Here is a 26,455-nt window from a genome sequence, read left to right as displayed (position 1 = left end):
CCGCCCCGGTCGGGACCATTGGCCCGGCCGGGGCATTCTTATCGTGAAATAGGGAACTGGGAACGCCGACACGGCGTCCCAATGCTCGGAGAAGCGATCACGCTCCGGACAATGGACGGTATGCCCCGCGTCGATGTCCGTGCCGTGCGGCGTGACTACGATGGACGCGACTCAAGGGCCCGGTACGGCAGCTCAGCCGGTCTCCGCCCAAGCGTGGGCGCGCATCCGTCCACCCCCCAAGAACTCCGAGCCCGGGAAGGCACCCACACCCCATGGCGAGCAACCTGTCCTTCATCGGCCGCGACTTGGCGATCGACCTCGGAACAGCCAACACGCTGGTGTACGTCAGGGGCAAGGGGATCGTCCTCAACGAGCCGTCCGTCGTCGCGGTCAACACCAACACCGGCGGCATCCTGGCGGTCGGCGCCGAGGCCAAGAAGATGATCGGCCGCACGCCCGGCAACATCGTCGCCATCCGCCCGCTCAAGGACGGCGTGATCGCCGACTTCGAGATCACCGAGCGGATGCTGCGCTACTTCATCCTCAAGATCCACCGCCGCCGCTACCTGGCCCGCCCGCGGGTCGTGGTCTGCGTGCCCTCCGGCATCACCGGCGTCGAGCGCCGCGCCGTCATCGAGGCCTCCTCGCAGGCCGGCGCCCGCCAGGTGCACATCATCGAGGAGCCGATGGCCGCCGCGATCGGCGCCGGCCTGCCCGTCCACGAGGCCACCGGCAACATGGTCGTCGACATCGGCGGCGGCACCACCGAGGTCGCCGTCATCTCCCTCGGCGGCATCGTCACCGCCCAGTCCATCCGGGTGGCCGGCGACGAGCTGGACAACGCGATCGTCCAGCACATCAAGAAGGAGTACTCGCTCCTCCTCGGCGAGCGCAGCGCCGAACAGATCAAGATGAGCATCGGCAGCGCCTTCGGCATGGAGGGCGAGAAGGACGAGCACGCCGAGATCCGCGGCCGCGACCTGGTCAGCGGCCTGCCCAAGACCGTCGTCATCTCCGCCGCCGAGGTCCGCGCCGCCATCGACGAGCCGGTCAACTCGATCATCGACGCGGTCAAGACCACCCTCGACCAGTGCCCGCCCGAACTGGCCGGCGACGTCATGGACCGCGGCATCGTGCTCACCGGCGGCGGCGCCCTGCTGCGCGGCCTGGACGAGCGGCTGCGCCGCGAGACCGGCATGCCGATCCACATCGCCGAGAACCCGCTCGACTCCGTCGCGCTCGGCTCCGGCAAGTGCGTCGAGGAGTTCGAGGCGCTCCAGCAGGTACTGGACGCCTCGCCGCGCCGTTAGCACCACGACGACACCATCCGACACTCAACTGAACGGGCCGCCGCCCGGGCCCCACAGCCCCGGGCGGTCGCCAGGTACGAAGGGGCAGTACCAGCACCGTGAGGGACACACGAGAGAGCCGGCTGCTGCTCATCCTGCTGGTGGCCGTCGCCTTCGCGCTCATCACCGTGGACATCAAGGGCGGTGAGGACTCCCCGCTCGGCCCGGCCCGGCACGCCGCCGCGAAGGTCCTCGGCCCGGTCGAGCGCGGCGCCGCCACCGTCGTGGACCCGGTCGCGGACACCGTCCGCGCCTTCCGCGACGCCGCCACCGACAGCGGCCGCACCGACCAGCTCGCCCGCGAGAACACCGAACTGCGGCAGAAGCTCGCCTCCTCCGACATGGCCACCGGGCGCACCAAGCAGCTGGACGACCTGCTGCGCACCGCCGGCGCCGGCGGCTACACCGTCAAGGCCGCCCAGGTCATCGCGATCGGCCCGGCCCAGGGCTTCTCCTGGACCATCACCGTCGACGCCGGCAGCGACGACGGCCTCACCCGCGACATGACCGTCATCAACGGCCAGGGCCTGGTCGGCCGGATCACCACCGTCGGCCCGACCACCGCCACCGTGCTGCTCGCCTCCGACCCCGGCTTCTCGGCCGGCACCCGGCTGGAGGGCAGCGGCGAGATCGGCTTCGCCTCCGGCGGCGGCGACAGTCCGATGAAGGTCTCCCTGCTCAACGGGAAGGCCCAGGTCAAGACCGGCGACCGGCTGGTCACCTTCGGCTCGCAGAGCGGCCGCCCGTTCGTGCCCGGCGTCCCGGTCGGCAAGGTCACCGAGGTCCAGGCCAACGCCGGCCAGCTGACCAAGACCGTCCTGGTCGAGCCCTTCGTCCAGTTCACCCGACTGGACTTGGTCGGCGTGGTCGTCGTGCCCCCGCGCACCGACCCGCGCGACGCCGTGCTGCCGCCCGCCCCCACCCCGGGGCAGAGCCAGGCCCCGGCCGCGCCCGCCCAGCCGCAGGGCTCCGCGCCCGCCGCCCCGCCCGCCAAGCCCACTGGGGGGAACTGAGCCATGCGCCTCGCCCGCATCCCCGTCTCGGCCGTCCTGATCCTGCTCGGCCTGATCCTCCAGGTCAGCGTCTTCGGCCGGCTCCAGCTCCCGGGAGCCACCCCGGACATACTGCTCCTCGTCGTGGTCGGCCTGGCCATGGTCTACGGGCCGACCGGCGGCTGCCTGGTCGGCTTCTCGGCCGGCCTGCTGGCCGACCTCGCACCACCCTCCGACCACGCGATCGGCCGCTACGCCCTGGTGCTCTGCCTGATGGGCTACGCCGCCGGGCTGCTGCGCCCCGAGCACGGCCGCCAGCGCTCCGTCTCCGGCGCGCTGCTGGTGGTCGGCGCCGCGGCGATCGCCTCCACCCTGCTGTACGCGCTGGTCGGCGCCCTGGTCGGCGACACCGCGGCCCGGCACGTCGGCCTCGGCGGCCTGGTGGTCAGCGCCCTGCTGTACGACCTGCTGCTGGCCCCGTTCGTGGTGCCGCTGGTGATGATGCTCGGCCGCCGCTTCGGCCGCGACCCGGTGACCGCCGCCGACGACGACGAGAGCGGGCCGGGCCTGGGTCTGGGATCGCTGGCCCGCTACCGCACCACGCGCGAGGTCTCCAGCGGCCCGGCGTACAAGAAGCGGCGCGTGCCCGGCTTCGCCCGGCGCCCGTAACCGGCCGGTCCAGGCCCGCCCCCAGACCTCCTGACCCTCCCGCACCCCTGGAGCGCACGAGACGTGAGCAACATCCCCGAGACCGGCCGTACCCGGCGGGTGACGATCCGTCTGGTGGTTCTGCAGATCCTGGTGCTGTCGCTGCTCGCCACCCTGGGCGGACGGCTCTGGTACCTGCAGATCCGCAACGCCAAGGAGTACACCGCCAAGGCGACCGGCAACCACATCCGCGAGGTGGTCGAACCGGCCGTCCGCGGCGAGATCCTGGACGCCTCCGGGCGGATCCTGGCCGGCAACGAGACCCGGCTGGTGGTGTCCGTCAGCCGCACCTCGCTGCTCCAGCAGAAGGACGGCGGCAAGGGGGTGCTCGGCCGGCTCGCCGACGTGCTCGGGATGCCCGCCAAGGACGTCCAGGAGAAGGTCCGGCTCTGCGACGCCAAGACCCAGCAGCCCTGCTGGAACGGTTCTCCCTACCAGCCGATCCCGGTCACCAAGGAGGCGACCACCCAGCAGGCGATGCAGATAATGGAGCGCCGCGAGGACTTCCCCGGGGTCACCGCGCAGCCCACCGCCGTGCGCCGCTACACCGGCGCCGAGGGCGCCAACATGGCCCAGGTGCTCGGCTACCTCTCGCCGGTCACCGACGACGAGGTCAGCAAGACCGCCGCCAAGAGCGGCCTGGACCGCTACCTGCCGGCCGACCAGATCGGCCGGGCCGGCCTGGAGTCGGTGTACGACCGCGACCTGCGCGGCACCGCCGGCATCACCAAGCTGGAGGTCGACAACCTCGGCCGGGTGATCGGCACCGCCGGCACCGTCGCCCCGCAGACCGGCGACAACCTGGTCACCAGCATCGACGCCCGGGTGCAGAAGGTCGTCGAGGACAACCTGGCGCAGGCCATGAACGACGCCCGGAACACCTTCGACAAGGTCACCAACCGCAACTACGAGGCCGACTCCGGCGCCGCCGTCGTGATGGACGTGCACACCGGCCGGATCGTCGCGATGGCCAGCGCCCCCACCTACGACCCCAACCTCTGGGTCGGCGGCATCAGCGGCAAGGACTACCAGTCGCTGACCAGCAAGGACTCCAACTTCCCGCTGCTGAACCGCGCCATACAGGGTCAGTCCGCCCCCGGCTCGACCTTCAAGGTCGTCTCCACCACCGCCGCCGTGCAGGCCGGCTACTCGCTGGACGGCACCTACGCCTGCCCCAAGAGCCTCACCATCGGCGGCCGCGAGTTCAAGAACTTCGAGAGCGAGAACTTCGGCTCCATCTCCCTGGAGAAGGCGCTGGAGGTCTCCTGCGACACCGTCTTCTACGGCCTGGCCTACGACCAGTGGATGAAGGACGGCGGCATCAAGCCGAAGAACCCGGGCGACTGGTTCTTCAAGACCGCCCACGAGTTCGGCCTCGGCGCCAAGACCGGCATCGACCTGCCGGCCGAGGTCCCCGGCCGGGTGCCGGACCGGCAGTGGAAGCAGTCCTTCTACGACAACAACAAGGACGCCTGGTGCGCCCAGGCGCAGAAGGGCGGCAACAGCTTCTCGGACCAGATCGCCCGGGAGAACTGCGTCGACGGCTACCAGATGCGCGCCGGTGACGCCGTCAACTTCGCGATCGGCCAGGGCGACACCCTCGTCACCCCGGTCCAGATGGCCCGGATCTACTCGGCGCTGGCCAACGGCGGCATCTTCTACCGGCCGACCATCGCCAAGGCGGTGATAAGCCCGAGCGGGGACCTCGTCCGCGACATCGCCCCGCACGAGGACGCCAAGTTCCCGGGCGACCAGAAGCTGCTCAGCTACATCGACCAGGCCACCGCCGGCGTCATCACCAGCGGCACCGCCGCCTGGAAGTTCGCCGGGGCCGGCTGGCCGCAGAACAAGATCGAGCTGCACGCCAAGACCGGCACCGCCGAGGTCGAGGGCAAGCAGACCACCTCCTGGCTGACCACGTACAGCAAGGACTACGCGGTCGTCATGACGATAAGCCAGGGCGGCACCGGCTCCGGCGGCTCCGGCGACGCCGTGCGCCGGATCTACCAGGCGCTGTACGGCGTGGACGACAAGGGCAACATCGACAACGGCAAGGCGCTGCTGCCCGCGCCGCAGGGCCAGCTGCCGAAGTTCAACCCGGACGGCACCGCGATCATCAAGCCGGCCTCGTACGACGCCGGTGCGGACCGGGGGGCCGCCGCCACGCAGCTCACCCCGGTGTCCGCCGCGGCCCCGGCGATGGTGGCCCCGGCCCTGCCCGACGCCGCCCCGGCGGCGGCCTTCCTCGACCCGGCGCCCCCGGCCGGCAGCCCGGCCGCGTACACCGCGGCCGACGCCGCCGCGCTCGAACCGAACCGCCCGGGAAGGGGACGGGCATGACCTCCTACGGCTCGTACCGGCAGCTGCGGCTGAGCCCGCAGCGCAGCGGGGTCTCCAAGGCCCTGGCCAAGGACTCCCCGCTCTGGCGGCTGGACTGGATACTGCTGCTGGCCGGCCTGGCCCTCTCGCTCGTCGGCTCGCTGCTGGTCTGGTCGGCCACCCGCGGGCGCGACAACCTCACCCACGGGGACCCGCAGTACTTCCTCTACCGGCACCTGACGAACTTCGTGATCGGCCTGGTGCTGTGCGCCGTGGTGATAGCGATAGGAGCCCGGCGGGTCCGCACCCTGGTGCCCTTCGTCTACGTCGGCGTGATCCTGCTGCTGATGGCGACGCTCAGCCCGATCGGCTCGACCGTCAACGGCGCCCACTCGTGGATCCAGCTCGGCGGCGGCTTCTCCGTCCAGCCCGCCGAGTTCGCGAAGGTCGCCATCCTGCTGGCGATGGCCGTCGTGCTGTCGGACCAGGTCGACGCGGGGGAGCGGGAGTTCCCCTCGCACCGGGCGGTGTTCCGGGGCCTGGTCTGGGCCTGCCTGCCGATGGGCCTGGTGCTGCTGATGCCGGACGCCGGGTCGGTCATGGTGATGTCCGCGGTCGTGCTCGGCATCCTGCTCGGCTCCGGCGCCGCCAACCGCTGGGTGCTCGGCATCCTGGCGCTCGGGGTCAGCGGGAGCATCGCGATCTGGAAGCTCGGGCTGCTCAGCCAGTACCAGATCGACCGCTTCGCCGCCTTCGCCAACCCCCAGCTCGACCCCAACGGCGTCGGCTACAACACCGCCCAGGCCCGGATCGCGATCGGCTCGGGCGGACTGACCGGCAAGGGGCTGTTCCACGGCACCCAGACCATCGGGCAGTTCGTGCCGGAGCAGCAGACCGACTTCGTCTTCACCGTCGCCGGTGAGGAACTCGGCTTCGTCGGAGCGCTGGCGATCATCTCGCTGGTCGGCGTGATCCTCTGGCGGGCCTGCCGGATCGCCCGCCAGGCCACCGACCTGTACGGGACGATCGTGGCGGCCGGCATCATCGCCTGGTTCTCCTTCCAGGCCTTCGAGAACATCGGGATGTGCCTGGGCATCATGCCGGTCGCGGGCATCCCGCTGCCCTTCGTCTCCTACGGCGGCTCCTCGATGTTCGCGGTCTGGATCGGCATCGGGCTGCTCCAGGCGGTGCGCAGCCAGCGGCCGATAGCGGCGTGAGCCGTCGGCTCCCCTGAACGTTCGGCTCCCCTGAACGTTCGGCTCCCAGGGCCGGTCCGGATCCCTTCGGGCCGGCCCTTCGCCTTGCCCTGCAAGAGAGTTGACGAATCGTCAGGCAGGATGCAAGAGGCAGTCGGCGGCGGTCAGGACCGCCCGGGTCTGGTGGGCCAGCTGCTCCTGGACCGGCACCCAGCGGGCACCGAAGCGGTGCCGCAGCCGCTCCAGGCTGTCCGCCACGACGGCGCGGGCGCGCTCCCGGGTGGCCTCGGCGGCCGGGCCGCGGGCGTCGGCGAGCAACCGCAGCAGGATCGAGGCCACCCGCAGCGGCAGCCGGGCGGCGACCAGCCCGGCCGTGGTCGCCCGGGAGGCGCTCAGCGGGCCGGGGCACCACAGCTCCAGCCACTCGGCGGCCATCCGCGGGGCCACCGCCAGGTTGAACTCGGCGGTGCGCACCAGCGGGCCGTACGCCTCCCGGGCCTGGGCCGGGACGCGGGCGAGCAGCGCGTCGAGCTGCTCGGTGCGCAGGGTCAGCTCGCGGGCCGCCTCGCCGACGGCCCGCGGCCCGGCCGGATGGACCCGGGCGTCGCCGACCGCGTCCACGGCCCACATCGGGACCTCCAGGACGGCGGTCACCCCGCCGTACCGGGCCGCGTACGACCAGGTGGACAGCTCGGGCTCGTCCGGCAGCGCCCGGGGGGTGCCGGTGCTGCCGGGCGGTGGCATCAGATAGGTGCCGGGGGCGGGGCTGGACCAGCCGACCGCGTCGTAGGAGTCCACGTCCAGCGGGATGCCGGCCCGGTCCGCGGAGCGGGCGAAGCGCTCGGCCAGGCCGCGCACCGGGCCGGTCAGCTGGACGAAGGCGCCGCCGAAGTCCACCCCGTGCAGGGAGCACTGCAGGAAGGGGCGCAGCTCGTCGATCAGTCCGGTCAGCGCCAGGCTCTCCGGCATCGGCGGGCGGCCGGAGCCGGGGGCGGGCAGCAGTTCGGGCTGCTCCTCGAAGGCGGGGCGGAAGAAGTGCTCGTAGTGGCGGCGCATGGTGAGCGGGCCGTCCAGCCAGCCGGCGTTGAGGGCGGCGCCGTCCGGGTCCAGGCAGAGCAGCAGGTGCCAGGACAGCCCGGGCCGGGCGGGGCGCTCCAGCAGCACCTCGGCCAGCCGGACGGCGGCGGCGGTGCCGATCGGCTCGTTCGGGTGCGGGCCGCCGACCACCAGGGCGGCGCGCGGCCCGCGGTCCACCGAGAGCAGCAGCAGCGGGCGCCCGGCCCGGGAGCGGCCCACCTCGCGCAGCCGGCAGCGGTCGGGGTGGCGCAGGGCGAGGCGGCGGGCCGCGCTCTCCGCCTGGGCCGCGGTGGGGTAGCGGGCCGGCCGGGCGTCGGGGGCGCGCAGGGCCAGGGGCCGGACCCGCCGACCGGTGTCGGTCATGGTTCTCCTTGCGACCGGTCGTACGGCCGCCGGGGCGCGCGGGAGTGCCGCGCCGCCGGACGCGGCCTGCGGGCCGGGGGACGGGCTCCGCGGGGCCGGGGTGAGGGGGCCGCGCGGGGACGGGGGAGGGCGTACTGGGGCGAGCGGGCCGCCGGGGAGTCGGCGTTGGCCGAGCGTACGACCCAACTCCCGTCTCCGGAAGGGGTGCAGGGCCTTGGGCAGGGCCCTGTCAGTACCGCACGGGCGTTCCGGGCGTGTCAACGGCGGACGGGGCCGGGCGGCGGGCGCGCACCGCGCGTGCCGGGGCGGTCACCGGCGGGTGCGGATCGCGCCGGGGCGCACCGGCGGGCAACCGTCCCGGACGGGCCGTTCCCCGGATTGGGCTACCCTTGAGGGTCACCCCTCCCGTGCCGAATCGCGGCACCGAATCACGTCGTAAGGGTTCCTAGTACATGACTGTCGAATCGGTCTTCCCACGCCTGGAGGCACTCCTCCCGCACGTCCAGAAGCCGATCCAGTACGTCGGCGGCGAGCTCAACTCGACCGTCAAGGACTGGGACGCCTGCGACGTCCGCTGGGCGCTGATGTACCCCGACGCCTACGAGGTCGGGCTGCCCAACCAGGGCGTCATGATCCTCTACGAGGTGCTGAACGAGCGCGAGGGGGTGCTGGCCGAGCGCACCTACAGCGTCTGGCCGGACCTCGAGGCACTGATGCGCGAGCACCGGGTGCCGCAGTTCACCGTGGACGCCCACCGCCCGGTCAAGGCCTTCGACGTGTTCGGGCTGTCGTTCTCCACCGAGCTCGGCTACACCAACATGCTGACCGCGCTCGACCTGGCCGGCATCCCGCTGGAGGCCGCGGACCGCACCGACGAGGACCCGATCGTCCTGGCCGGCGGCCACGCGGCGTTCAACCCCGAGCCGATCGCGGACTTCATCGACTGCGCGGTGATCGGCGACGGCGAGCAGGCCGTCCTCGACATCACCGAGATCATCCGCGCCTGGAAGGCCGAGGGCCGCCCGGGCGGGCGCGACGAACTGCTGCTGCGCCTGGCGCGCACCGGCGGGGTGTACGTGCCGAAGTTCTACGACGTGGAGTACCTGGCCGACGGCCGGATCGGCCGCGTCGTGCCGAACGCCCCGGGCGTGCCGTGGCGGGTGTCCAAGCACACCGTGATGGACCTGGACGAGTGGCCGTACCCCAAGCAGCCGCTGGTCCCGCTCGCGGAGACGGTGCACGAGCGGATGTCCGTGGAGATCTTCCGCGGCTGCACCCGCGGCTGCCGCTTCTGCCAGGCCGGCATGATCACGCGCCCCGTGCGGGAGCGAAGCATCACCGGCATCGGCGAGATGGTCGAGCGCGGGCTCAAGGCGACCGGCTTCGAGGAGGTCGGCCTGCTGTCGCTGTCCAGCGCCGACCACACCGAGATCGGTGACATCGCCAAGGGGCTGGCCGACCGCTACACCGAGGACAAGATCGGCCTGTCGCTGCCGTCCACCCGCGTCGACGCCTTCAACATCGACCTCGCCAACGAGCTGTCCCGCAACGGGCGCCGCTCGGGCCTCACCTTCGCCCCCGAGGGCGGCAGCGAGCGCATGCGCAAGGTGATCAACAAGATGGTGTCGGAGGAGGACCTGATCCGCACCGTCGCCACCGCCTACGGCAACGGCTGGCGCCAGGTGAAGCTGTACTTCATGTGCGGCCTGCCCACCGAGACCGACGAGGACGTGCTCCAGATCGGCGAGATGGCGAAGAACGTCATCCAGAAGGGCCGCGAGGTCACCGGCCAGAACGACATCCGCTGCACCGTCTCCATCGGCGGGTTCGTGCCCAAGCCGCACACCCCGTTCCAGTGGGCCCCGCAGCTGTCCGCCGAGGCCACCGACGCCCGCCTGGCCAAGCTGCGCGACTCCATCCGCGGCGACCGCAAGTACGGCAAGAACATCGGCTACCGCTACCACGACGGCAAGCCCGGCATCGTCGAGGGCCTGCTCTCCCGCGGCGACCGCCGGATCGGCGCGGTCATCCGCGCGGTCTACGAGGACGGCGGCCGCTTCGACGGCTGGCGCGAGTACTTCTCGTACGACCGCTGGATGCTCTCCGCCGAGAAGGGCCTGGCCGGCACCGGCGTCGACGTCGACTGGTACACCACCCGCGAGCGCTCCTACGAGGAGGTGCTGCCCTGGGACCACCTGGACAGCGGCCTCGACAAGGACTGGCTGTGGGAGGACTGGCAGGACGCCCTGGAGGAGGTCGAGGTCGACGACTGCCGCTGGACTCCGTGCTTCGACTGCGGCGTGTGCCCCCAGATGGACACGGCCATCCAAATCGGCCCGACCGGTAAGAAGATGCTGCCGCTGACGGTCGTCAACAAGTAGTCGGCGCAGGGCTCTCGACCCCCGTCCGGAGTGTTCCGGGCGGGGGTCGGTCGTGGGCGGCTGACCAGGGGCGGAGCGAGCGGGGCGGCGGGGCGCGTACCCTTTGGGGTGACAGAGTCCGGACAGTGGCGGGTTTGCGCCGCGCCGGACGGGGAGAACTGACTAAGGACTGAGCGACCCTGGCACGCCGTACGCCCGACGGTCCGCCGCCCGCGCCGACGGTGCAGCGGATTCGTCTCCGCTACACCAAGCGCGGCCGGCTCCGCTTCACCAGCCACCGTGACTTCCAGCGCGCCTTCGAGCGCGCCCTGCGCCGGTCCGCCGTTCCGATGGCCTACTCGGCGGGCTTCACCCCGCACCCGAAGGTGTCCTACGCCAACGCCGCCCCGACCGGGGTGGCGAGCGAGGCGGAGTACCTGGAGATCGGCCTGGCCGCCGCGCGCGACCCGGAGCAGCTGCGGGCGCAGCTGGACGAGTCGCTGCCGGACGGCCTGGACGTGATCGACGCGGTCGAGGTGCGCACGCCCAACTTCGTGGAGCGCCTGGAGGCCTCCGAGTGGCTGGTGCGCCTGGACGGCGTCGAGCCGGCCGAGGCCGCCGAGGCGGTCCGCGCGTTCCTCGCCGAGGAGAAGGTCGAGGTCGAGCGCCGGACCAAGAACGGCGTGCGGGTCTTCGACGCGCGCGGTGCGGTGGCGGCGCTCGTCGCCGTCGAGCCGCAGGTCGACGGCGGTGCGGACACGGCGGTCGGAAACGGCCGCGATGTTCGGACGGGCCGTCCCTGTGCGATACTGCGCCTGGTAGTACGACACGCCACACCCGCCGTACGACCCGACGACGTATTGTCCGGTCTCCGTGCGACGGCCGACCTGGCGCCGCCGGTCCCCGCAGAGGTGACCAGGCTGGCGCAGGGGCCGCTCGATGAGGAGTCCGGCACGGTGACCGACCCGCTGGCGCTCGACCGCGCCGCGGCCCCGGCCGGCTGAGAAACGGCCGGCAGGCCGCGCGCTACCGCGTCCGCCTAGGGGGCGGAGGCCGGGTCCAGTGCCTCACTGGACCCGACGGTCCTCCAGGGTTGCCGCGGCTCCCCAGGGGAGCGAGCGTCGTCGCAGCACAGGCCGGCCACTCGGGGCCCGCCGACCACGACGGTCGGTGGGCTCGGGACCCCGTCCGGGAGCCACCCGGGGTTGGGGGACGGCTCAGCTTGGGAAAAACTCAGAAGACTGGTCAGACCAGAAGACTTTCGACACCCCGCGCAACGCGGGGCGCCGAGCGAGACTACGAGCCCCTGTGCGGCCTCGCGTCCGCACGGCGGCACCGTCAAAGGGTCCGGCCCGAGCATCCTCGCGATGCCGGCCGCCCACTGGTGCCGTGCCGTGCCCGGATGTGGAGCCCGGGGGCCTGACGGGAGATCCACCCGCATGCTCGATAACACCGATCCGCAGCAGACTGCGGCCACGGAACAGAACGAAACCGCCGCGACCGGTGGTGAGGGCGCGTCCGCCGCGCCGCCGCGCCGTCGCCGCCGGGCGGTGTCCCGCCCGGCGGGCACCCCGCAGGGTGCGGCCGCCGAGACGGCCGAGACGGTGGTCCCGGTCGAGCCGACGGCCGTTGCGGCCGAGGCGCCCGCCGAGGCGGCGCCGGCGGCCGAGAAGCCGGTCCGGGCCCGCCGGACCCGCAAGCGTGCCGAGGCTCCGGCCGGCGCTCCGGAGGAGACCGCGATCGTGGTCACCGCACCGGAGGCCGAGGCGAAGGCCACGGAGACGAAGACCACGGAGGCGAAGGCCGAGGAGAAGGCGGAGAAGCCCGTTCGGGCCCGTCGGACCCGCAAGAAGGCCGAGGCCCCGGTCGAGGAGCCGGTGGCCGCCGCCCCCGCCCCGGTCGTCGAGCCGGTCGTGGAGCCGGTCGCCGAGCCGGTGGCCGAGGAGGCCCCGGCCGCTCCGGCCCGCCGCCCGCGCCGCCGTCGCGTGGTCGAGGCCGCGCCGGTGGTCGAGGCCCCGGTGGAGGAGCCGGTGGCCGAGGAGCCCGCCGTCGAGGAGGAGCCCGCCGAGGAGGAGGCCGTCGAGGCCGTCGCCGAGGCCCCGGTCGCCGCCGAGCCGGTCGCCGCCCCCGCCCCGGCCGCCGAGGCCGAGCCGCACCACCGGGTGCGCCGCCGCGCCGTGCGCCCGGCCACCGCGGTCTTCCAGGCCCCGGTGTTCCAGGAGCCCGCCCCCTACGTCGCGCCCGCCGCGCCGCCGCAGCCCGCCGCCGCCCCGGCGCCGGTCGAGGCCGCCCCGGCCGTCGAGGCCGAGCGCCAGGACGAGGACGAGTACGAGTACAGCGGTGTCGGCCGCCGCCGCCGGGTCCGCACCCGGGTCGAGCCGAACCGTCGCAGGACGGCCGCCGAGGCGTCGGCCAAGGCCGCCCCGGCCAAGTCGGCCCCGGCCAAGGCCGCTGCGGTGAAGACCGCTCCGGTCAAGGCCGCTCCGGTGAAGGCCGCTCCGGTCGAGGTCCCGGTCGTCGAGGAGCCCGTCGTGGAGGCCCCCGTCGCCGGTCCGGAGGCCGAGGACGAGTGGGAGGACGGCCGTCCGTCCCGCCGTCGCCGTCGGGGCGGCCGTCGCCGCCGCCGTGGCGAGGCCGAGGACTTCGAGGCCGCCGAGGCCGTCGAGACCGAGCAGCCCGCCGCCGAGGAGTCGACCCGGGCGGTCGCCGACGAGGACGACGAGGACGACGACGACCTGGCCGCCGGCCTGTCCTCGTCGCGCCGCCGTCGCCGCCGTCGCCGCCGCAGCGGTGAGGCCGGCGCCGTCGAGGCCGCCGAGACCACCGAGGACGGCGTCCGCACGGTGGTGAAGGTGCGCGAGCCGCGCCGCCGCTCCACCGAGCCGTCCTTCGACCCGGACGAGGTGCAGTCCATCAAGGGCTCGACCCGTCTGGAGGCGAAGAAGCAGCGCCGCCGCGAGGGCCGCGAGCTGGGCCGCCGCCGGGTGCCGATCATCACCGAGGCCGAGTTCCTGGCCCGCCGGGAGTCGGTCGAGCGCGTCATGGTGGTGCGCCAGAACGGCCAGCGCACCCAGATCGGCGTGCTGGAGGACGGCGTGCTGGTCGAGCACTACGTCAACAAGGAGCAGGCCACCTCGTACGTCGGCAACGTCTACCTGGGCAAGGTCCAGAACGTGCTGCCGTCCATGGAGGCCGCGTTCGTCGACATCGGCAAGGGCCGCAACGCGGTGCTGTACGCCGGTGAGGTCAACTTCGGTGCGCTGGGCCACGGCGGCCCGCGCCGGATCGAGTCGGTGCTCAAGTCCGGCCAGTCCGTGCTGGTCCAGGTCTCCAAGGACCCGATCGGCCACAAGGGCGCCCGCCTGACCAGCCAGATCTCGCTGCCCGGCCGCTACCTGGTGTACGTGCCCGAGGGCTCGATGACCGGCATCTCGCGCAAGCTGCCCGAGAACGAGCGGGCCCGCCTCAAGCAGATCCTCAAGAAGATCGTCCCGGACGACGCGGGCGTGATCGTGCGCACCGCCGCCGAGGGCGCCTCCGAGGAGGAGCTGACCCGCGACGTCCAGCGCCTCCAGCAGCAGTGGGAGGACATCCAGAAGAAGGCCGCGACCGGCAACGCCCCGGCGCTGCTGTACGGCGAGCCGGACATGACCGTCCGGGTCGTCCGCGACATCTTCAACGAGGACTTCACCAAGGTCATCGTCTCCGGCGACGAGGCGTGGAAGACCATCCACGAGTACGTCTCCAACGTGGCGCCGGACCTCGCCGAGCGGCTCCAGCGGTGGACCTCCGAGGTGGACGTGTTCGCCACCTACCGGATCGACGAGCAGCTGATGAAGGCGCTGGACCGCAAGGTCTGGCTGCCCAGCGGCGGTTCGCTGGTGATCGACCGCACCGAGGCGATGATCGTCATCGACGTCAACACCGGGAAGTTCGTCGGCCAGGGCGGCAACCTGGAGGAGACGGTCACCCGGAACAACATCGAGGCGGCCGAGGAGATCGTGCGCCAGCTGCGGCTGCGCGACCTCGGCGGCATCATCGTGATCGACTTCATCGACATGGTCCTGGAGTCCAACCGCGACCTGGTGCTGCGCCGACTGCTGGAGTGCCTGGGCCGGGACCGGACCAAGCACCAGGTGGCCGAGGTCACCTCGCTGGGCCTGGTCCAGATGACCCGCAAGCGGGTCGGCCAGGGCCTGCTGGAGTCCTTCTCCGAGGCCTGCGTGCACTGCAACGGCCGCGGCGTGATCGTGCACATGGAGCAGCCGAGCGCCCACGTCCACGCCCCGGCGGCCACCGCCGTCGAGGCGGGCCCGGGCAGCGGCAAGCGCCGTCGCCGGGGCAAGGGCGGCGCGGGCCACGAGGAGCCGCAGGCCGTCGAGGCCGGGTCGGTGGCCGAGGCCGTCACCGAGGCGTTCGAGGAGCCCGCCGAGCCGGTGCGCGAGGAGATCGAGGGCCAGCTGGCCCTGGAGGTCCCGGGCGTCGAGGCCCCGGCCGTCGGTACCGTGGTGGTCGAGACGCCGAAGGCCGTGGAGGTGGAGGCCCCGGTGGCCGAGGCCCCCGCCGCCGCTCCGGCCGGCCGTCCGCGCCGCCGCGCGGTGCGCAAGGCGACGGCTCCGGCCGGTGCCCCGCAGGCCGCCGAGATCGTGGTGCTGCAGGCGAAGGCCGACGCGGCCCTGGAGGCGGCCCTGGCCGCCGCCGCCCCGGCCGCCGAGCCGGCGGTCGAGGTCGTGGCCGAGCCCGTCGCGGAGGTGGCCCCGGAGGCCGCCGCCGGGACCGCCGTCGCGGAGACCGAGGTCGTCGAGACCCCGGCCGCGGAGGAGGCCCCCGCCGAGGAGGCGTCGGCCGAGGAGGCCCCGGCGCCGAAGAAGCGGGCCGCCCGCAAGACCGCCGCGAAGAAGACCGCCGCCAAGAAGACCACCACGGCGGCCAAGAAGACCACCGCCCGCAAGACCGCGACCAAGCGGACGAGCGCGGCGGCCAAGAAGGCCGCGGCCGCCGAGGGTGATACGGCGTCCGAGTAGTGCCCACGCCGGGGGCGGGAGTCCTTCCCGCCCCCGGTCGTACCGGCCGGTTTGCCCCCTGGGCGGCCGGTCCGTATTCTTGACCATCGGCGTGTCTACGCCGCGCTCCCGAGCACATCACCTCTCCGAGAGCACCGCGCCCCGTGCGCGCGCGTTCGGAGGGAGGCCCCTGTGTCCGTACCCAGGTGGCTGGCGTCGGGAGTTCCGACCGAGTTGGGAAAGTAGGTACCGCATGTACGCGATCGTTCGCGCAGGCGGCCGCCAGCACAAGGTCGCCATCGGCGACGTGCTGGAGATCGACCGTATCGAGGCCAAGCCGGGTGACTCGGTGGAGTTCTCGACCATCCTGGTCGTCGACGGTGACGCCGTCACCTCCGACCCGTGGGTCCTGGCCGGCGTGAAGGCTCACGCCGAGGTGGTCGACCAGACCAAGGGCGACAAGATCGTCATCCTGCGCTACAAGAACAAGACCGGCTACCGCCGTCGTCAGGGTCACCGTCAGAAGCACACCGCGGTGCGCATCACCAGCATCGACTCGGTCAGCAAGTAAGGGGATAGCGAAAAATGGCACACAAGAAGGGCGCAAGCTCTACTCGTAACGGCCGTGACTCGAACGCCCAGCGCCTCGGCGTGAAGCGCTTCGGTGGCCAGGTCGTCTCGGCCGGCGAGATCCTCGTCCGCCAGCGTGGCACCCACTTCCACCCGGGTGCCGGTGTCGGCCGTGGTGGCGACGACACCCTGTTCGCGCTGACCGCCGGTGCGGTGCAGTTCGGCAACCGTCGCGGCCGCAAGGTCGTCAACATCGTGGCCGTCGAGGCCTGAGTCCGAACGGACTCCCGAGTCTGACAGGACTCACACTGAAGGGTGGGCCGGAATTCTCCGGTCCACCCTTCGCGCTTTACGCAGAAGAACCCTTCCCCGTACTGGAGGCACAACCATGACCACCTTCGTGGACCGCGTCGAACTGCACGTCGCCGCGGGTAACGGAGGCCACGGCTGCGCCTCCGTTCACCGTGAGAAGTTCAAGCCGCTCGGCGGACCGGACGGGGGGAACGGCGGTGAGGGCGGCAGTGTCATCCTGACCGTGGACGCGCAGGTCACCACCCTGCTCGAGTACCACCACTCGCCCAAGCGCAAGGCCACCAACGGCAAGCCGGGCGCGGGCGGCAACCGCACCGGCGCCGAGGGCTCCGACCTCGTCCTGCTGGTGCCGGACGGCACCGTGGTGCTGGACCGCCAGGGCAACGTGCTCGCCGACCTGGTCGGCCACGGCACCAGCTTCGTCGCCGCCCAGGGCGGCCGCGGCGGCCTCGGCAACGCCGCGCTCTCCTCGGCCCGCCGCAAGGCGCCCGGCTTCGCGCTGCTCGGCGAGCCCGGCGAGGCCCGCGACATCGTGATGGAGCTCAAGTCCGTCGCCGACGTGGCGCTGGTCGGCTACCCGAGCGCCGGCAAGTCCTCGCTGATCTCGGTGCTCTCCGCCGCCAAGCCGAAGATCGCGGACTACCCGTTCACCACCCTGATCCCCAACCTCGGCGTGGTCACCGCGGGCGAAACCGTCTACACCATCGCCGACGTGCCCGGCCTGATCCCGGGCGCCAGCCAGGGCCGGGGCCTGGGCCTGGAGTTCCTGCGGCACGTCGAGCGCTGCTCGGTGCTGGTGCACGTGCTGGACTGCGCCACCCTGGAGCCCGGCCGCGACCCGCTGACCGACCTGGAGACCATCGAGGCCGAGCTCGCCGAGTACGGCGGTCTGGAGGACCGCCCGCGCCTGGTCGCGCTCAACAAGGTGGACGTCCCGGACGGCCAGGACATCGCCGACCTGACCCGTGCCTCGCTGGAGGAGCGCGGCTACCAGGTGTACGAGGTCTCCGCCGCCTCCCGCAAGGGCCTGCGCGAGCTGAGCTTCGCGGTGGCGAAGATCGTCGCCGAGGCGCGCGCCGCCAAGCCGGCCGAGGAGTCCACCCGGATCGTGATCCGGCCCACGGCCGTCGACGACGAGGGCTTCACCATCGAGGAGGAGGACGGCTCCTACCGCATCCGCGGCGTCAAGCCGGAGCGCTGGGTCCGCCAGACCGACTTCAGCAACGACGAGGCCGTCGGCTACCTGGCCGACCGGCTGGCCCGCCTCGGCATCGAGGACCGGCTGTGGAAGGTCGGCGCTCGCGAGGGCGACACCGTCATCATCGGCCCGGAGGAGAACGCCGTCGTCTTCGACTGGGAGCCGACCATGGCCGCCGGCGCCGAGATGCTCGGTCGCCGCGGTGAGGACCACCGGATGGAGACCCAGCGCCCGGCGGTCGACCGCCGCCGCGAGAAGCAGAAGGGCCGGGACGCGGCCGAGGCCGAGTACCTCGCCTTCGAGGCGCTCTCCAGCGGCCGGCAGGCCGCGATCGAGGACGACGAGGAGCACTGAGTCGACCCCGCCGCGCAGCGGACGGCCCCGCCACCTCGACAGGTGGCGGGGCCGTCCGCTGTGTTCCGGCATGACGCGCCGTCACGTCGCCCGAGAGGTCCGGAGCTTGAGCGGGGCCGGTCCAGCCGGTGAAACCCCCTGGGGGTGACCTGCGCGGATCGCGTAGATTTCGGCCATGGCGGCCGGGCCGGGCCCCGCCGCACCCGCACCACACCGGAAGGGCGTACAGCGAGATGAGCGAGGACTCACTGCGGGAGGAGGTGCTGACCGCACGGCGGATCGTGGTCAAGGTCGGCTCCTCCTCACTCACCACGGCGGCCGGCGGCCTGGACGCCGACCGGGTGGACGCCCTGGTGGACGCGCTCGCCAAGGCGCGCAGCCGCCCGGAGCCGCCGGAGGTGGTGCTCGTCTCCTCCGGTGCCATCGCCGCCGGGCTCGCCCCGCTCGGTCTGGACAAGCGGCCCAAGGACCTGGCCCGCCAGCAGGCCGCGGCCAGCGTCGGCCAGGGGCTGCTGGTCGCGCGGTACACCGCCTCCTTCGCCCGGTACGGCATCCGGGTCGGCCAGGTACTGCTCACCGCCGAGGACGCCAGCCGTCGCGCCCACTACCGCAACGCCTACCGGACACTGGACCAGCTGCTGGCGATGGGCGCGATGCCGGTCGTCAACGAGAACGACACCGTCGCCACCGCCGAAATCAAGTTCGGGGACAACGACCGGCTCGCCGCGCTGGTCGCCCACCTGGTCCGGGCCGACCTGCTGGTGCTGCTCTCCGACGTGGACGGCCTCTACGACGGCGACCCGTCCCGGCCCGGCACCAGCCGGATCGCCGAGGTGAGCGGCCCGCACGACCTCGACGGCATCCAGATCGGCAGTGCCGGCAAGGCGGGCGTGGGCACCGGCGGCATGGTCACCAAGGTGGAGGCGGCCCGGATCGCCACCGGCGCGGGCATCCCGGTGGTGCTCACCGCCGCCAGCCACGCCGCCGACGCGCTGGCCGGGCGGCCCACCGGCACGCTCTTCCGGCGCACCGGCAGCCGCACCTCCGACCGGATGCTCTGGCTGGCCCACGCCAGCAGCCCGCGCGGCGCCCTGCACCTGGACGCGGGCGCGGTCGAGGCGGTCGTCTCCGGCGGCGCCTCGCTGCTGCCCGCCGGGGTGACCAAGGTCGACGGGGACTTCGCCGCGGGTGATCCGGTGGACCTTCTTGCCGAAAACGGCCACATCGTGGCCCGCGGACTGGTCAACTTTGATGCGAGGGAGTTGCCCCGCCTGCTCGGCCGGTCCACCCGCGACCTGGCCCAGGAGTTCGGCGCCGGGTACGAGCGCGAGGTCGTCCACCGCGACGACCTGGTCGTTCTGCACGGCTGACCGGCCGTACGGCCGGCAGCGGCCGGACGGCGCGGCGCGGTCGGCGGGCCGCTCCGTACGGGAGCGGACCGGCCGCGGGCGAGGAGGGGCGCAGCCGTACCGGTCGGCCGGGGGCCGGCGGGCCGGTACGGGACGACACGAGATCGCCGAACAGGAGGCCGCCGGTGGAACGCAGGCGCGAGGCAGCGCTGACCGGAGGGACGGCGGGCCGGCGGCTGACCAGCATCGACGGCGGACGCGGGGACGGCCCCGCCGAGCCGGCCGGTCCGCCGTCGCAGGGGCCCGGCGGGGTGCGCCGGCTGCGGCCGCAGCGCGCGCAGGCGGCGGATCCGCCGAGCGTGCCGGAGCAGGCCCGGCTGTGGCACGTGGTGCTGAGCGTGGCCGGGCAGACCACCCCGCTGTCCGCGCTGCGGGCCTCGCTGGAGCGGCTGGCGCACGACCACTCGTTCTTCCTGACCGCCCGCTACGCGGCCGACCACGCCGAGATCCGCTACTGGGAGCAGGCCCGGGACCTGCACGACGCGGCGGCGATAGCGCTGCGGCTGTGGGGCGAGCACAAGGTGACCGCGAGCCTGCCGCCGTGGGAGATCGTCGGGCTGGAAGTGGTCGACCGGGCGACGTACCGCAAGCGGGTCGCCGAGGGCTTCGGCGATCCGCCGCCGCACCTGGGCGGGGTGCACCCGTACTGAGGGAGGGGCGCGGCCGTACCGGTGGTGGGGCGCGCTCGTGCTGAGGGCGGGGCGCGGGCCGTACCGAGGGCGCGCGGAGCCGTCCGGGCGGTGTCTCACCGGGCGAAATGACGGCTCGGCGGCGCGGGGGCAGTCGCTACCCTTGGCGGCATGACCAACGACCTCGCCACCGCCGACAGCCCCGTCCTCGCCGTAGCGCGCCGTGCCCGGGAGGCGGCCGCCGCGCTCGCCCCGCTGCCGCGCCGGGCCAAGGACGCCGCGCTGCTGGCGATCGCGGACGCGCTGGTCGCCCGCAGCGCCGAGATCGTCGCCGCCAACGCCGAGGACGTGGCCCGGGCCCGCGCGGCGGGGACGGCCGAGTCGGTGGTCGACCGGCTGAGCCTGACCGGCGAGCGGATCGCCGCGATCGCCTCGGACGTGCGGGACGTGGCCGGCCTGGCCGACCCGGTCGGCGAGGTGGTGCGCGGCTACACCCTGCCGAACGGCCTGGACGTGCGTCAGGTGCGGGTGCCGCTCGGCGTGGTCGGCATCATCTACGAGGCCCGGCCGAACGTCACCGTGGACGCCGCCGCGCTCTGCCTCAAGTCCGGCAACGCGGTGCTGCTGCGCGGCTCCGCCTCCGCCTACCGCTCCAACACCGCGCTGGTCGCCGTCCTGCGGGACGCCGTCGTCGCGGCCGGGCTGCCGGCCGACGTCATCCAGCTCGTCCCGGGGGAGAGCCGGGACTCGGTGCAGGAGCTGATGCGCGCCCGCGGCCTGGTCGACGTGCTGATCCCGCGCGGCGGCGCCTCGCTGATCCGCACCGTGGTCGAGGGTTCGACCGTCCCGGTGATCGAGACCGGCACCGGCAACTGCCACGTGTACGTGGACGCCCGGACCGACCTGGCGATGGCCGTCGGCATCCTGCTGAACTCCAAGGCGCAGCGGGTCAGCGTCTGCAACTCCGCCGAGACGCTGCTGGTGCACCAGGACGTCGCGGACGCCTTCCTGCCGCTCGCGCTGGCCGCCCTGGCCGGGGCCGGGGTGACGGTGCACGGCGACGAGGCGGTGCTCAAGGCCGCCGAGGGCACCGGCGTCACCGCGGTGCCCGCCACCGACGAGGACTGGGGCGCCGAGTACCTCTCGTACGACCTGGCGGCGGCCGTGGTGCCCTCGCTGGACGCGGCCGTGGAGCACATCCGCCGCTGGTCCTCGGGCCACACCGAGGCGATCGTCACCACCTCGCAGGCCGCCGCCCGCCGGTTCACCCAGTTGGTGGACTCGACCACGGTGGCCGTCAACGCCTCCACCCGGTTCACCGACGGCGGTGAGTTCGGCTTCGGCGCGGAGATCGGCATCTCCACCCAGAAGCTGCACGCCCGCGGCCCGATGGGCCTGCCGGAGCTGACCAGCACCAAGTACATCGTCACTGGTGACGGGCACGTCCGCGGCGAGGAGAAGCAGACCGTGGGCGGGGGCGCGGACGCCGAGTGAGGGCGGGGCGCGGGCGCCGAACGGGGCGCCGCGCGGGGCGGTCGTCACACGGGTGACGGACCAACTGCCGGGAGCCACAGACAAATCGCCCGGCCGGTAATACGCTGAATCCGTGGCTGAGGATGTGGGGGGCTTGCCGTACCCCGACGGCGCCGACCACGGTGGTGCGGACGACGAGTTCGCCACCGTGGTCTTCGATGAGGCCTTCGTCCGGTCCGCCGCCGTGCACGAGCCGACCGCCAAGGAGCGGCAGCTCGCCGCCGCCGAGGCGCGGTTCGAGCCGGACTCCGCGGGACCGGGCTGGAGCTATGACGTGCCGGCTGCGGACGGGCTTCCGCTGGAGCTGCGCCCGTACCCGAGCGGACTCGACGAGGACCACCTCTACCCTGACCCCTGGTCGGGCCCGGGCCGGGCGACCGGCCGCCGGGGCCGGCGGTGGGGGCGGCGCTACGACCCGGTGCGGGCCCGCGGACGGTACGTGGCCCAGCAGCGCTGGCACCGGCCGGTGGCCTGGGTGCTCGCCGTGATCATGGGCGTGAGCCTGGTGGCGGTGGCGGTCGCGGCCGTCTACCAGGGCGTGGGCGGCTCCTCGGGGGCGCCCCGGCGCCCGGAGTCCGGCAGCAGCAGCCCGGGCGCGGACCCGCGGTCGGTGCCGGCCGAGCCGTCACTGGCGGCGTCGACGCCCTAAGGGAGTGTCCGGGGGCGCACGCCCCGGGGCGGTGGTCACGGAGCGTTCCCGGCAATCTGCGCCGGGGCCCTCGTGGCGGGCCCGGTGTGCGCCTACCCTGGTGCTATGGGTGACCCGCGCGAGCCTCCTGAGGGTACGCCCGAGGGCGGTTCCGGCAATGAGGACGAGTTCCGGTCCGTCGTCTTCGACGAGTCGTTCGTCCGGGCTGCCCGGATCCAGGAACTGTCCGCCCGGGAGCGGCTCGCGGGCTCCTTCGGCAAGGCCACCCGGGCCCGGGTGCGGCTCGGGCCGCTGGGCAGCGTGCCGCGTCAGGCGCTGGCCCTGCTGCTGCTCATCCTGCTGGCCTTCGGGGCCGCGGTGTACTTCGGGGTGAACTCGCCCAAGGGGATCCCGGCCCGGCCGGAGGGCAGTCAACTGACCGTCAGCCTGGTCGCGTTGAGCCCGGCTTCGGCCGTGCGCCCGGTCGCCGACCCGGCGCACCCGTTCGCGGCGCTGCCGACCGGGTACGGCGACGGGGCGGCCGGACTGAACACCCCGAGCGGCGCGGGCACCGAGCACTTCAGCAAGGTCGAGGTGACCAAGGCCCTCGACACCGTGCAGCGCTACCTGGTCGCCTCCTCGCTGGCGCCGGCGGAGCTGGTCCAGGGCGCCACCACGGACGTGCGGGTCTTCGTCACGCCCGGTGAGCAGGCCCAGTTCGACGCGAGCGTCGCCCAGCCGGTGGACGACCGGCACCACGCGGTGACCGGCTGGATCGTCCGCTTCGACCCGGCGCAGGTCGCGCTGGCCTCCGACACCGTGAAGGTGGTCGGCGCGATGCGGGTCGACGAGTCGGACGGCGGCACGCTGCAGATCACCACCGACCACACCTTCGTCTACGCGTTGAAGCCCGCCGGCGCCCCGGCCGGCGCCCCGGTCACCCTGGAGACGGTGCGGCGCGAGCTGACCTTCCAACTGGACCGGGTCGACCTGGGGCAGGCGCAGCTGCGGCTGGTGGACGCGGTGCTGCAGGCCGGCCCGGAGCCGTGCACCGCCTCGATGGCGGGCTTCCTGCAGCCGGTGCTGGCCACCGCGCAGGGCACCGCGGTGGCCGCGCCGACGCCGGTCGACCCGGGCAACCACGCGCGGCCGGCCTGGCAGGTGTGCGGGGTGCTGGCCGGGAGCTGAGCGGGGCGGGCGTCGGGGTGGTGGCGGCGTCGGGGGCGGCTTGGGCAGCGGGGCGGCGGGGCGGCGGCGGGGTGGCCGGTGACCCGGGCGGGGCACCGGCCGTCCCGCCGGAGGGGGAGGGGGCGGGGGTCAGCCGTCGGCGCGGTTCCCGGAGTCGCCGCGCTCCCCGGAGCCGTTGCGGGGGCCGGAGTCGTTGCGGCCGCCACCGGTGAAGGTGTCCCGCAGCTTGCCGCCGACCGTCGCGGCGCCGCCGGCCACGTCCCGCAGCAGGCCCATCAGCGGGTCCTTGCTCTCCTTCACCGAGGTCGTGTAGTGCTCGGCGGCGGCCTTCCACTGCTCGCCGACCGAGGTGTCCGGGTCGTCGGTGCGGCGCGGGTAGGCGCCGGCCAGGATCGAGCGGTACTCGTCGCTCTCCGCCCACTTCTTGAGCTGGGCGACCCGGACCACCGCGAACGGGTGGGTCTGCGGCAGCAGCTGGAGCAGCTTGAGCACGCCGTCGCGCAGGTCCCCGGCCTTCTCGTACTCCTCGGCCTGCTCCAGGAAGGCGTCGACGTTCATCTCGGCCAGGTTGTGCCCGCCGGCCAGCTTCATCAGGGCCCGCATGGACGCCTGGAGGTCCTGCCCGGCGAGCAGGCCGGCCCGGTCGCTGGACAGCTCGGCCTTGCGGAACCACTCCTTGAGCGCGGTGACGATGGCCATGATCGCCAGGTTGCCGAGCGGCACCCAGGCGATCCGGGTGGCGATGTTGGTGAGGATCATCAGCATCGTCCGGTAGACCGCGTGGCCGGACATCGCGTGGCCGACCTCGTGGCCGATGACGGAGCGCAGCTCCTCCTCGTCCAGCAGCTCGACCAGGCCGCTGGTGACCACGATGATCGGGGTGTCGATGCCGATGGTGAACGCGTTGACCGTCGGGTCCTGGCTGACGTACAGGTCCGGGACCTGCTCCAGGTCGAGCACGTAGGCGGCGTCGCGGACCATGCCGTACAGCTCGGGGAACTGGCGCTCGGAGGTCTTCACGGCGGTGGCCAGGAACATCAGCCGGATCGAGCGCTCGGAGACCAGCCCGGCGAGCTTGCGCAGGACGTCGTCGAAGCCGGAGAGCCGGCGCAGGGCGACCAGCGCCGAGCGGTCGGCGGGGTGCTCCCAGGCCCGGGTGGAGATCTCGGGGAAGCGCTGACGACGGCGGCTCGGTGCGTTCGCGGTCGTGTCGGTCATGGTCTGCGTACCTCCTGGTCGACGGCGGCCTCGGCGCAGCGCCCGGCCCCCCGCTGGTCTTCGCCGGCAGTGACTCGTCTGCAACGACTGCCTGTGCAACGTCCGCGGTTGCGTACTCGTCCCCGGGCACGGCCCCGGGCACGGCCGCGGTGGCGGTGCGGCGGCGACTTGACGGCGGCTTGGCGGCGGGTCGGTGGTGGGTCGGGCGCGGCGCGGGGGCCGGTGGGCGCTGCCGGTGTGAGGCGGGTTTACCCTGAATGCCCTGGAGAACCGAGACCGGACCCGGCCGCGGTACCGAGCAGTTCGAGGAGTCCCTCAGATGTCCACCGAAGCGCTGGTCAGCCTGGCCGCACCCATCTCCGACGAGGCCGGCCCGGGCCTGTTCCTGCGGATCATCGTGATCGCCTCCTTCGTCGGGATCGGCCTGCTGGTCTGGATCATGGCCCGCGCCTTCCGGGGCCAGTAGACGCCGCGTCCCCCTCGGTTCGCTCACGCCCGGTCAGCGGCGGTGGGCCGCCGAGCGGTTGCCGCGTAACCCCCCGTACGATGACGGGTGGGCCCTCACCGGCCCGGAACCACCCCCAGGTCCGTCACCGAGCCGAGAAGGTCCCGCCGACCATGAGCACTGCTGCCGCACTCCCCGCCCTGAACCTCCTCGCCGAGGGGGGCAACCACGACAGCCTCAACCCGCTGCTGACGGGTGGCGCCGCGCTGTTCATCCTGGTTCTCCTGCTCTTCATCACCACCCGCTTCAACCGGGACCGCTGAGCTCCGTCCCGGGACCGCTCGGGGAGCGTCCGGCCGGTGCGCCGGCCGCTCCCTCACGCATCTGCGGACAACCCCCACACGGGCGTTCCCGCACCGCAACGGGCGTCGCGTAAGGTGTGGCGGCATGGGAGAGCAGGCCGGGAATCCCGGCGGACCGGAACCGGTGAAGAAGCGCCTCGGGGTGATGGGCGGCACCTTCGACCCGATCCACCACGGCCACCTGGTCGCCGCGAGCGAGGTGGCGAGCGCGTTCCACCTGGACGAGGTGATCTTCGTCCCGACCGGTGAGCCGTGGCAGAAGAGCGACCGCCAGGTCACCCCGGCCGAGGACCGCTACCTGATGACGGTCATCGCCACCGCCGAGAACCCGCAGTTCTCGGTGAGCCGGATCGACATCGACCGCGAGGGCCCGACCTACACCGTCGACACCCTGCGCGACCTGCATTCCCTGCACCCGGCCGCGGACCTCTTCTTCATCACCGGCGCCGACGCGCTGGCCCAGATCCTGTCCTGGCACGACTCGGACGAACTCTTCTCGCTGGCCCACTTCATCGGTTGCACCCGTCCGGGGCACACTCTGTCGGACGCCGGGCTTCCGGTGGGCGGGGTCTCCCTGGTGGAGGTCCCGGCGTTGGCCATCTCCTCCACGGACTGCCGCAACCGGGTCGCCAAGGGCGAGCCGGTCTGGTACCTCGTCCCGGACGGGGTGGTCCGCTACATCGACAAGCGGGCGCTCTACGCGCCGCACGGGACCTGAGCCAGGAGCGGGCGTGACCGATCGCAGCGGTAACGGCAGCGGCAACGGCGGGCAGCCGCAGGAGTGGTCCACCGGCCAGTACCAGCAGCCGTACCAGCAGTCGTACCAGGGCCAGGGCCAGGGCGAGGGGCACCCGCAGGGGCAGCAGCAGCCCCCGGCGTACGGGCAGCAGTACGAGGAGCAGCCGTACGGGTCGCAGACGTACGACCAGTACGGGCAGCCGGTGTACGGGCAGGGCTCGTACGGCGGGCAGCAGGCCCAGGCCCAGGCCCAGGGCTACCAGCAGGGCGGCCAGCAGGGCGGGCAGTTCCCGCAGCAGCAGTCGTACGGGCAGCAGGGGTACGAGCCGCAGCCGTACGAGCCGCCGACGTACGACCAGTACGGGCAGCCGGTGTACGGGCAGGACTCGTACGGGGGCTACCAGCAGCAGGGGTACCAGGCGTACCAGCAGCAGCCGTACCAGGCCGCACCGGCCGCGCCGGCCGGGCCGGTGGTCGCCGAGCCACAGCCGACCGTGCCGCAGC

The 26,455-nt window shown here is 73.3% G+C and carries 21 protein-coding genes and 1 pseudogene; 20 read left to right on the top strand and 2 right to left on the bottom strand.

Annotation, left to right across the window (positions count from 1 at the left end; translation table 11 throughout):
- Window positions 1–284 precede the first annotated feature (284 nt).
- The 5 genes from ACFXPX_RS17900 (at window position 285) to rodA (ending at window position 6,585) form a co-directional block, all read left to right on the top strand.
- Entirely contained in the window at window positions 285–1,310 is a 1,026-nt protein-coding gene (locus ACFXPX_RS17900) for a rod shape-determining protein (RefSeq protein WP_317621116.1), read from the top strand.
- A 98-nt stretch (window positions 1,311–1,408) separates the two neighbouring features.
- Complete coding sequence (gene mreC / locus ACFXPX_RS17895) at window positions 1,409–2,362, top strand: rod shape-determining protein MreC (RefSeq protein WP_375893107.1); 954 nt, start codon at window positions 1,409–1,411, stop codon at window positions 2,360–2,362.
- Between the two features lie 3 nt (window positions 2,363–2,365).
- Complete coding sequence (gene mreD / locus ACFXPX_RS17890) at window positions 2,366–3,010, top strand: rod shape-determining protein MreD (protein WP_375893109.1); 645 nt, start codon at window positions 2,366–2,368, stop codon at window positions 3,008–3,010.
- Window positions 3,011–3,073: 63 nt separating this feature from the next.
- Entirely contained in the window at window positions 3,074–5,389 is a 2,316-nt protein-coding gene (gene mrdA / locus ACFXPX_RS17885) for a penicillin-binding protein 2 (RefSeq protein WP_380642107.1), read from the top strand.
- Window positions 5,386–6,585 (top strand): rod shape-determining protein RodA, encoded by a 1,200-nt coding sequence (gene rodA / locus ACFXPX_RS17880; RefSeq protein WP_375893113.1) that lies wholly within the window; start codon window positions 5,386–5,388, stop codon window positions 6,583–6,585. The genes mrdA and rodA overlap by 4 nt, the downstream gene beginning before the upstream one ends.
- 111 nt (window positions 6,586–6,696) lie before the next feature.
- Here rodA and ACFXPX_RS17875 read toward each other — a convergent pair whose 3' ends face one another.
- Window positions 6,697–8,004 (bottom strand): M14 family zinc carboxypeptidase, encoded by a 1,308-nt coding sequence (locus tag ACFXPX_RS17875; protein ID WP_380592995.1) that lies wholly within the window; start codon window positions 8,002–8,004, stop codon window positions 6,697–6,699.
- 452 nt (window positions 8,005–8,456) lie between these two features.
- On the opposite strand from ACFXPX_RS17875, the gene ACFXPX_RS17870 reads away from it, so the two are divergent.
- From ACFXPX_RS17870 to ACFXPX_RS17820, 11 genes are all read left to right on the top strand, one after another.
- Entirely contained in the window at window positions 8,457–10,385 is a 1,929-nt protein-coding gene (locus ACFXPX_RS17870) for a TIGR03960 family B12-binding radical SAM protein (protein ID WP_380592997.1), read from the top strand.
- A 221-nt stretch (window positions 10,386–10,606) separates the two neighbouring features.
- On the top strand, window positions 10,607–11,368 hold the full coding sequence (locus tag ACFXPX_RS17865; RefSeq protein ID WP_375893117.1) for a TIGR03936 family radical SAM-associated protein: 762 nt from the start codon (window positions 10,607–10,609) through the stop codon (window positions 11,366–11,368).
- A gap of 435 nt (window positions 11,369–11,803) precedes the next feature.
- Entirely contained in the window at window positions 11,804–15,388 is a 3,585-nt protein-coding gene (locus ACFXPX_RS17860) for a ribonuclease E/G (protein WP_380642105.1), read from the top strand.
- Window positions 15,389–15,620: 232 nt separating this feature from the next.
- Window positions 15,621–15,938: a 50S ribosomal protein L21 gene (gene rplU / locus ACFXPX_RS17855; RefSeq protein ID WP_375893120.1), complete on the top strand. Its 318-nt coding sequence runs from the start codon at window positions 15,621–15,623 to the stop codon at window positions 15,936–15,938.
- 14 nt (window positions 15,939–15,952) lie between these two features.
- Window positions 15,953–16,210 (top strand): 50S ribosomal protein L27, encoded by a 258-nt coding sequence (rpmA, locus tag ACFXPX_RS17850; protein WP_030058248.1) that lies wholly within the window; start codon window positions 15,953–15,955, stop codon window positions 16,208–16,210.
- 115 nt (window positions 16,211–16,325) lie between these two features.
- Entirely contained in the window at window positions 16,326–17,801 is a 1,476-nt protein-coding gene (obgE, locus tag ACFXPX_RS17845) for a GTPase ObgE (protein WP_375893123.1), read from the top strand.
- A 233-nt stretch (window positions 17,802–18,034) separates the two neighbouring features.
- The gene (gene proB / locus ACFXPX_RS17840; RefSeq protein WP_375893124.1) at window positions 18,035–19,171 is read left to right on the top strand and encodes a glutamate 5-kinase; all 1,137 of its coding nucleotides are present in this window, start codon (window positions 18,035–18,037) and stop codon (window positions 19,169–19,171) included.
- 164 nt (window positions 19,172–19,335) lie between these two features.
- Window positions 19,336–19,860: a hypothetical protein gene (locus tag ACFXPX_RS17835; protein WP_375893126.1), complete on the top strand. Its 525-nt coding sequence runs from the start codon at window positions 19,336–19,338 to the stop codon at window positions 19,858–19,860.
- Between the two features lie 150 nt (window positions 19,861–20,010).
- Window positions 20,011–21,333 (top strand): glutamate-5-semialdehyde dehydrogenase, encoded by a 1,323-nt coding sequence (locus ACFXPX_RS17830; protein WP_380642102.1) that lies wholly within the window; start codon window positions 20,011–20,013, stop codon window positions 21,331–21,333.
- A gap of 112 nt (window positions 21,334–21,445) precedes the next feature.
- Window positions 21,446–22,021: a hypothetical protein gene (locus ACFXPX_RS17825; protein WP_375893129.1), complete on the top strand. Its 576-nt coding sequence runs from the start codon at window positions 21,446–21,448 to the stop codon at window positions 22,019–22,021.
- A 105-nt stretch (window positions 22,022–22,126) separates the two neighbouring features.
- Window positions 22,127–23,188 (top strand): hypothetical protein, encoded by a 1,062-nt coding sequence (locus tag ACFXPX_RS17820; RefSeq protein WP_375893131.1) that lies wholly within the window; start codon window positions 22,127–22,129, stop codon window positions 23,186–23,188.
- A gap of 129 nt (window positions 23,189–23,317) precedes the next feature.
- Here the strand turns inward: ACFXPX_RS17820 and ACFXPX_RS17815 are convergent, their stop codons facing one another.
- Entirely contained in the window at window positions 23,318–24,406 is a 1,089-nt protein-coding gene (locus ACFXPX_RS17815; RefSeq protein WP_380403592.1) for a M48 family metallopeptidase, read from the bottom strand.
- A gap of 319 nt (window positions 24,407–24,725) precedes the next feature.
- On the opposite strand from ACFXPX_RS17815, the gene ACFXPX_RS17810 reads away from it, so the two are divergent.
- The 4 genes and pseudogenes from ACFXPX_RS17810 to ACFXPX_RS17795 form a co-directional block, all read left to right on the top strand.
- A complete protein-coding gene (locus ACFXPX_RS17810) occupies window positions 24,726–24,872 on the top strand; it encodes a hypothetical protein (protein WP_188306314.1) in 147 nt (48 codons plus the stop codon).
- Between the two features lie 152 nt (window positions 24,873–25,024).
- Complete coding sequence (locus tag ACFXPX_RS17805; protein ID WP_350505430.1) at window positions 25,025–25,174, top strand: hypothetical protein; 150 nt, start codon at window positions 25,025–25,027, stop codon at window positions 25,172–25,174.
- Window positions 25,175–25,298: 124 nt separating this feature from the next.
- On the top strand, window positions 25,299–25,931 hold the full coding sequence (nadD, locus tag ACFXPX_RS17800) for a nicotinate-nucleotide adenylyltransferase (RefSeq protein ID WP_375893133.1): 633 nt from the start codon (window positions 25,299–25,301) through the stop codon (window positions 25,929–25,931).
- 13 nt (window positions 25,932–25,944) lie between these two features.
- Window positions 25,945–26,455, top strand: a pseudogene (locus ACFXPX_RS17795) (hypothetical protein); the annotation flags it as partial.

Origin of the sequence: Kitasatospora sp. NPDC059146 (assembly GCF_042786665.1) — a bacterium.
Lineage (GTDB): Bacteria > Actinomycetota > Actinomycetes > Streptomycetales > Streptomycetaceae > Kitasatospora.
This window is presented reverse-complemented; position numbering and strand designations above follow the sequence as displayed.